Source organism: Photorhabdus caribbeanensis (assembly GCF_018448885.1).
In the GTDB taxonomy this organism is placed as follows: domain Bacteria; phylum Pseudomonadota; class Gammaproteobacteria; order Enterobacterales; family Enterobacteriaceae; genus Photorhabdus; species Photorhabdus caribbeanensis.
Window position 1 is genome coordinate 1 of the sequence record NZ_RCWB01000065.1, and the last position, 7,176, is coordinate 7,176.

Below are 7,176 nucleotides of genomic sequence, written 5' to 3' on the forward strand. Positions count from 1 at the left end.
TAACGGAGCTTGCAGGGTTTACCATCGCCTTCAATCTCAATACAGATTTTGCCTGTACCGGATGTATAGGCTTTAGTCGCCATTAGATTATCTGTTCCTTTGCCGGTTAATGTATCTACCAGAAGATTGTCAATATAGACTTTTACCGTCTGCCGATGAATATCGGTATTAGAATAGGCTGTCAGGCCAAATCGAATACTTTGAGGTAATTGGAAACAGTATTTACCGGTGTCATTGGTGCCACAGGTTCCGCCACAACTTCCATTATTGCCTCGGTCACTGCCTAATAAATCGGGATCAATTGATACTGCTGCTTGAACTTTATTAAAAGTGACGCCAGGCCAATAAGTTTGGATGAGTCTTGGTTCAATATCAATAGTGTTAGATTGCGTATTATATTGGATATAATGACTGTCTTTGAAAAGGTAAATAAGAGAACCTGCAATATTCTTCCATAGAATAACTGCATCCAAATTTTCACTGAATCCTGCGTACTTGCCGGTAGCTCTCCATCTCTCTGAAATAGTTTTTTTACTAATCGTGTGTGAACTGACAGTATAATCAATACAGTCTCGCCCTTTGAAGAAACAGACAATATCTCGTTTTGTATCGACAAACTCGGTAGCTGCATCTATCCCATTTTCAAATTCGGTGCCTCTCAATCCAGGCCATCCTTCTATAATGTGTCTTGGTCCCTCACTTACCTGAGCTTTTGCGATATCGAATTTAAGATATTGTGAGCCTTTAAAGAAGTATAAATAACCATTTAAATTAATCACATCGTCAATATGTCGTTGAAACTCGACAGGAAGGTTAGGCCAGTCTTTACTGATAAGTTGGGGAGTATCCCCTTTGTTGATTTGTGGGTCATCATAATATTTAATATTTTCCGAGTTAAGAAATAAATAGGTATTTGTATTCATTATTACATCTCCTTTATGGTGATTATAGCTTAAAATTTTATTTTCAAATAAAATTGAACAAGAGTAATATTAAGAAATATAATTTCAATTCTTTTGAATTACATTTCTAATTGATTCAAAAGGGTAACTTACATTAGTTAAATTAATTTTATTTTGGTGAAATTTACCAAAGTGCTTTTAATTCACACCAACGACCAATTTAATATTACCACGCAATCATTGTAATTATTATTGGCGTCATTTTCAGCGCCGATAATGGCTGTTCCCGGTTTTCCATCAAGGGTGTTATCGAAATAACGCAGTTTGCTAGCTTTGCCATCTCCTTCAATTCCAATACAAACTTTGCCTGTGCCTGATGTGTAGGTTTTGGTCGCCATCAAATTATTTGTTACTTTACCGGTTAATGTGTCTACCAGAAGATCGTCAATATACACTTTTACCGTTTGCTGAATGTTCGTATTATTGTAAGCTGTCAGGCCAAATTGAATATTTTTAGGTAATTGGAAACAGTGTTTACCGGTGTCATTGGTACCACATTCTCCACCGCAATTTGAGGGGTTGGTAGGCGGACAAGGATCATTAATTTTTTCCATTTTCCACTGCTCTACCTTAATTGTTTTACGAGTGCTATTACCAGAAAGAGATACACCATATAACGTGTTTGGTTTGTTGGCATTACCATAACTATTAAGGAAACCTTTATTCCCCCATCGATTATGTAAGGTGATAATTGCTCCTTCTATGATATTTCCGTTTATGGAATAAGGAGTCTCGCAATAAACAATCCATTCTAATGTTTTTGGAGAATAAGTATTTATATCTGATGTGATTATCGGGTGTATTTCTCCACTTGGTACTGGTTGATTTGGACCATCATAATATCCCAAGTAACCACCATCGCAGAAAGACAGATTATGAAGTAAAATAATATCATCATTAATTATTTCACTGCCGATAGCCTTTCCTGTTCCTGATTTTATTCGCCATATTCCTCCTAGATCAGAAAAAGAGGGAGCTACAGTTAATACGCTATGTTTTGCTCCTGGTATGTCATTACCTCCATATGTACTGAGATATCCCCCTTGCCAGTTATTGTAACCATTTAATATTCTTACTGTATCGCCATATTTAAGTATATCAGCCATCGTTTATCCTTAAAGGTTTATGGTTTATTTTTAACAATGAGTATGACACTGAAATTACCCTAGATTAATTATTTTGTTTCATAACTTTCTGGGTTATATCAGAATAGGTTATTAAAATAAGCTAAATTATTAACTTTTTGTAATCCTAAAAATAGTGATTAACACTTGATTTGGTTAATTATGAATATTAAAGGTTGTTGAAGAAAGGCTGAGGATTTGTTTCTTGTTCCTGACAATGAATATATAACTAAAGTTTCCTTTGCTTAATTCCCGATACTTCTATTTTGAACTGTGAAAAAATCGAATTTATCGATTTGTTTACTAAGTTAAATTATTTAATTGTGATGGGGAAGTAAAACTTAATTTTTATTAACATGAAGGTTACAAATTTAATAAATTAATGGTTTAATATAAATAATGTTTAGAAGTAATAGAACATCTGTATGGAACTCAGTCCAATTTTTTCGATCTGAACATCTAAGATTAACGGAAATATAAATAATCTATATTTTGATAAAGGGATTATTATTATGCGAATGAAAGTTAAAAACTCATTGAAATGAATGTCTTTCATAAATTAATTATTGTAAATATAATGTTTTCTCATTTTTCCTTTTCTGATATTTGATTCTTTAGGCTCTTCTATTAATGCATTCGGTAAAGATTTGCCTGAGGAAATCTGAGACAATGTTTTTTGTGACTTGGTAGAAATACTATACCTTATGGATTTCAAGATACATCGCGGCGGCAAGGGAGTGAATCCCCGGGAGCATAGAGAACTATGTTACCGGGGTGAGTGCAGCCAACAAAGAGGCAACTTGAAAGATGACGGGTATATACCTTGACAATGAATGGTAATGACTAACTGATAAGACAGAGAAACAGATTGTGGCAAAGAAAGAAAAACGGCCTCACCATGACTCGTTATTTAAGTATTTTTTAACGCAACCTGAAACGGCCAGAGAGTTTCTATCCCTTTATCTGCCCGAAGAGATCCAGTTGTTGTGTGATTTAGCCACATTGAAACTGGAACCCGGCAGCTTTGTGGATCGGCATTTACGTCAACTGCACAGTGATGTGCTGTACTCGGTTGAAACGGCTCGGGGGCAGGGCTATGTCTATTGTCTGATTGAACATCAGTCCACTCCTGACCCATTGATGGCCTGGCGGTTGATGGGTTATGCCATGTCAGCTATGACGGCGCACCTGAAAAAAGGCCATACTGAACTCCCTTTGGTGGTGCCTTTGCTGTTTTATCATGGTGAGGTTCGTCCTTATCCTTACTCAAACCGGTGGCTGGATTGTTTTACGTTCCCTGAACAGGCTGCCCGCTTGTACTGCCAGGCGTTTCCGTTGGTGGACGTCAGTGTACTCAGCGATGAAGAAATCCTGACGCATAAAGGGGTTGCCCTGATGGAACTGGTGCAAAAACATATTCGCTGCCGGGATATGCAGGAATGGGTCCTCCAATTGGTGGAACTCTTGAATGCAGGGTATAATACAACCGAGCAGCGCAATGTGGTGTTACGCTATATTTTACTGAATGGGCATACGCTGGATCTCTCACACTTTGTCCATCAACTGATTGAACAATCTCCGGAGCATGAAACAATGTTGATGACTATTGCAGAACAGCTTGAACAAAAAGGGCTTGAGCGAGGTATCAAGCAAGGTATCAAGCGAGGTATTGAGCTAGGCCGAGAGGAAGGTCGAGAGGAAGGCCGAGAAGAAGGCCGAGAAGAAGGCCGAGAAGAAGGTAAACTGGAAACGGCTCGTGCCTTATTACGGCATGGCGTGAGTTTGGACATTATTGTCACCAGTACCGGACTGAGCCGGGATAAAATTGAAATGTTAAAGCATTAAATTCATCTTCTCTTTCACAGTAAAATGCCGATATTCAAGCTCGGCATTTTTGTTCTTATTCAGGATGATGGCTATACAAGGGACTTTTACGTTTTCCCGGCGAAGCTGAAACCGGTCAGACTGAAGTAACAATCTCCGGAGCATGAAACGATGTTGATGACTATTGCAGAACAGCTTGAACAAAAAGGGCTTGAGCGAGGTATCAAGCAAGGTATTGAGCTAGGCCGAGAAGAAGGTAAACTGGAAACGGCTTGTGCCTTATTACGGCATGGCGTGAGTTTGGACATTATTGTCACCAGTACCGGACTGAGCCGGGATAAAATTGAAATGTTAAAGCATTAAATTCATCTTCTCTTTCACAGTAAAATGCCGATATTCAAGCTCGGCATTTTTGTTCTTATTCAGGATGATGGCTATACAAGGGACTTTTACGTTTTCCCGGCGAAGCTGAAACCGGTCAGACTGAAGTAACAATCTCCGGAGCATGAAACGATGTTGATGACTATTGCAGAACAGCTTGAACAAAAAGGGCTTGAGCGAGGTATCAAGCAAGGTATTGAGCTAGGCCGAGAAGAAGGTAAACTGGAAACGGCTTGTGCCTTATTACGGCATGGCGTGAGTTTGGACATTATTGTCACCAGTACCGGACTGAGCCGGGATAAAATTGAAATGTTAAAGCATTAAATTCATCTTCTCTTTCACAGTAAAATGCCGATATTCAAGATCGGCATTTTTGTTCTTATTTTGGATAACTACAGTATTCATAAAAGCCGACTGATCAGTGATTGGCTGGCCCGTCACCCTAAATTTAACCTATTGTTTTTACCTGTTTATTCTCCCCGGCTGAATAAAATTGAGCGTCTGTGGCAATCCTTGCATGAAACGGTGACACGAAATCATGGCTGTCAGTATATGTGGCAGTTGCTTGAGAAAGTGAAAACGTTTTTAAATTTATCCTCCTATATGATATGTGATAGCCAGCCTGTTTATTATCTTTATGGGCGGAATATTAGTTTGGTTATTTGGACGTTCGGTTATTTATATTGGCGCCAGCGGATGGATTTTTGGCTTATGAGGATTGTGTTTGGCCTGTTACCGTGGCAAGAGAATATTTCAACAGAAGGCTATATTTTTGGCGCGATATCTGGGCTAGTTTTCTCTTGGCTGTCGAAGATATGGGTAATAAAGCGTCATTAGTTTTATGGTGTTGGGGATAAGTAGATTATTCCCATTTTGAATACTCATTATCAGTAAACAGTAAAAAAATAAACCTGGCTACCTTTATTCCGAGAATAAATGAGTTACCATTTAAAATAGAATGCGACTTAAGATATTTAGGAATGTGATATTGCGATTTTAACCTTAATTTCATTTCTGAAATCTAATTAATAACAATTCACTGCCCGTTGATGATAACGGGCTGGTAATAATAAATATACCCGTCATCTTTCAAGTTGCTTCTTTGTTGGCTGTACTCACCCCGGTAACATAGTTATCTATGCTCCCGGGGATTCGCTCCCTTGCCGCCGCGATGCATTTTGAAATCAATAGGATATATAGCCACTGATTTTTTAATTTCGTGCGGTTATGACCATTTCAACGCGGCATCATCGACAGGCTGTCCCAAAACTTGTTTATCTTTTTTGTAATCATGTGGAGTCTGCCAATTTGGACTATATCCCTGACGAGGAAGCGAGTCGTTTGCGCGTTTTACGTAACCAGATCGCAAAGCGCCAAAAATATGTTCATCCTCCTGCATCTCACCCGGCTGAGCATGTGGTGTTACAACGGCAGCATCGCGACGCTTCATTTCGTTTAATAAACGGCAGATATAATCCGCAGATAGATCAACTTTCAATGTCCAGGCGTTATTGATATAACCAAACAAACAGGCAATATTAGGGATATTCTGTATCAACGTTCCCTTATAAAGCATGCGATCATGGCTTTGTTGCTTTTGCCCATCAATAGAGAGTTCAATTCCACCAAGAAAATGTAATTTCAGCCCAGTTGCTGTAACAATAATATCTGCGGGTAATTCCTCGCCCGATTTTAATAAGATACTGTTTTCAGTTATACGTACAATATGGTCAGTAACGATAGAAGCTTTACCTTCTTTTAGTACCTTAAATAGGTTATTGCTGGGAATAAGACAGAGCCGTTCATCCCACGGCATGTATTTTGGCGTCAAGTGCTTCATGTCAAAATCTGGGCCGACACGCTTGCGAGCCAATGCCAGTAAAAACGATTTCAATAATGTAGGTAAATGTCGGCTTATTTTATAAATTAAGCTAAATAGAAAAAGATTGCGCTTTCTACTCAATGTGTAAATCCAGCGCTGTGGAATAATGCCTTTGCAAAGCTCTGCCATCTTATCCCTGCCAGGCATTGAAAAGATATAACTGGGAGAGCGCTGTAGCATCGTAATATGTTTAGTATCATGTGCCATTGCCGGCAGTAAAGTAACTGCTGTTGCGCCACTACCAATGACAACAACCCGTTTTCCTTTGTAATCCAACTCTTCAGGCCAGAGTTGAGGATGAACTACCGGGCCTTTAAAATCTTCAATACCGGGGAATTTAGGTAAATAAGGTTCATCATAGTTGTAATAACCTGTTGCAGAGATGAGAAAGCGACAGGTAAATTGCCGAGTTTCCCCACTGATTTCGTCAATCGCGGTAACGGTCCACTGGCGAGTCGCATTTGACCAGTCAGTATGAGTAATTTTTAGCCCAAACTCTATTTTCTTATCAACTTCATACTCTTTTGCCGTTGCATTGACATAACTTCTGATTGAGGGACCATCGGCAAAAATACTGGTGTCTGTCCAGGGGCGGAATTCATAGCCATAGCTCATCATATCTGAATCTGAGCGAATGCCGGGATAGCGAAATAAATCCCAAGTACCGCCTATCCTCTGGCGACGTTCTAAGATAATAAACTTCTGATCAGGACATTTCCTTGTTAAATGACATGCTGTACCAATACCGGCAACACCCGCGCCAATAATCAAAACATCATAATAGTTATCCATTGTTATTTCTCCTGCAAAGTATTTTTTAAACAGTTGAAACTTACCTAGCTAAAGCAATGTGATTCTTGTCGTCATTGACAGTAACATAGCAATATGAAATTGCTTTAGTCTTACATTGCTCATTACCCGTGTTTAACGTGTCAATATTTCCTACCGCCACAAATAAATAATTAGCCTGAGAATATTTTCAACCCTTAAATATGAATATTGG

At 38.9% G+C, this 7,176-nt stretch carries 4 protein-coding genes and 3 pseudogenes; 4 read left to right on the forward strand and 3 right to left on the reverse strand.

The genetic code is table 11. The features are described from left to right. Both EAE90_RS22450 and EAE90_RS22455 read right to left on the reverse strand, forming a co-directional pair. On the reverse strand, positions 1–923 hold a 923-nt coding region (locus EAE90_RS22450; RefSeq protein WP_214055358.1), incomplete at its 3' end, for a fucose-binding lectin II. Positions 924–1,105: 182 nt separating this feature from the next. Further along, positions 1,106–2,068, reverse strand: coding sequence for a fucose-binding lectin II (locus tag EAE90_RS22455; RefSeq protein WP_214055359.1), 963 nt, complete (start codon positions 2,066–2,068; stop codon positions 1,106–1,108). A gap of 888 nt (positions 2,069–2,956) precedes the next feature. On the opposite strand from EAE90_RS22455, the gene EAE90_RS22460 reads away from it, so the two are divergent. The 4 genes and pseudogenes from EAE90_RS22460 to EAE90_RS22475 form a co-directional block, all read left to right on the forward strand. Beyond that, positions 2,957–3,931: an Rpn family recombination-promoting nuclease/putative transposase gene (locus EAE90_RS22460; RefSeq protein ID WP_214055360.1), complete on the forward strand. Its 975-nt coding sequence runs from the start codon at positions 2,957–2,959 to the stop codon at positions 3,929–3,931. A 129-nt stretch (positions 3,932–4,060) separates the two neighbouring features. Then, positions 4,061–4,273 (forward strand): annotated as a pseudogene (locus tag EAE90_RS22465) (ISNCY family transposase); the annotation flags it as partial. A 129-nt stretch (positions 4,274–4,402) separates the two neighbouring features. Further along, a pseudogene (locus EAE90_RS22470) lies at positions 4,403–4,615 on the forward strand (ISNCY family transposase); the annotation flags it as partial. A gap of 54 nt (positions 4,616–4,669) precedes the next feature. Further along, positions 4,670–4,891 (forward strand): annotated as a pseudogene (locus tag EAE90_RS22475) (transposase); the annotation flags it as partial. A 625-nt stretch (positions 4,892–5,516) separates the two neighbouring features. Here the strand turns inward: EAE90_RS22475 and EAE90_RS22485 are convergent. Next, positions 5,517–6,965, reverse strand: a complete 1,449-nt coding sequence (locus tag EAE90_RS22485; RefSeq protein WP_214055362.1) for a flavin-containing monooxygenase — start codon at positions 6,963–6,965, stop codon at positions 5,517–5,519. Positions 6,966–7,176 lie beyond the last annotated feature (211 nt).

What these genes read in the sequence shown, in the direction of transcription:
- EAE90_RS22455 (WP_214055359.1), bottom strand. Translation starts at nt 2,068, where the DNA reads ATGGCTGATATACTTAAATATGGCGATACAGTAAGAATATTAAATGGT.
- EAE90_RS22485 (WP_214055362.1), bottom strand. Translation starts at nt 6,965, where the DNA reads ATGGATAACTATTATGATGTTTTGATTATTGGCGCGGGTGTTGCCGGT.